Here is a 234-nt window from a genome sequence, read left to right as displayed (position 1 = left end):
AGCCCTTTACCAAAGTGCCGGAACAGTTCGTAGAAGCGCCCCGAGCTGCCGGCGGCGGGCAGTTCGGCCATGTTCTGCAGGCGCGCCCAGGCCGCTTCGCTGGCACCTTGGGCCAGCTCGATCTGGCCCAGCAGCAGTTGCAGCAAGTTGGTGTAGCCGCTCAGGCCGAAGCCCTGCAACTCGACCAGGGCACGGCTGGCTTCGGCGTGGGCCGGTTGCAATTGACCCAGGGCC

General features: G+C 67.1%; 1 protein-coding gene. It reads right to left on the bottom strand.

Translation table 11 applies throughout. The features are described from left to right. The coding region (locus SB765_RS33925; RefSeq protein ID WP_410933074.1) for a hypothetical protein at nt 1-234 on the bottom strand (234 nt) is incomplete at both ends.

Origin of the sequence: Pseudomonas sp. SIMBA_067, assembly GCF_046534675.1 — a bacterium.
GTDB classification, from domain to species: domain Bacteria; phylum Pseudomonadota; class Gammaproteobacteria; order Pseudomonadales; family Pseudomonadaceae; genus Aquipseudomonas; species Aquipseudomonas putida.
The sequence above is the reverse complement of the archived record's forward strand: the minus strand, read 5'-3'. Positions and strand labels throughout refer to the sequence as shown.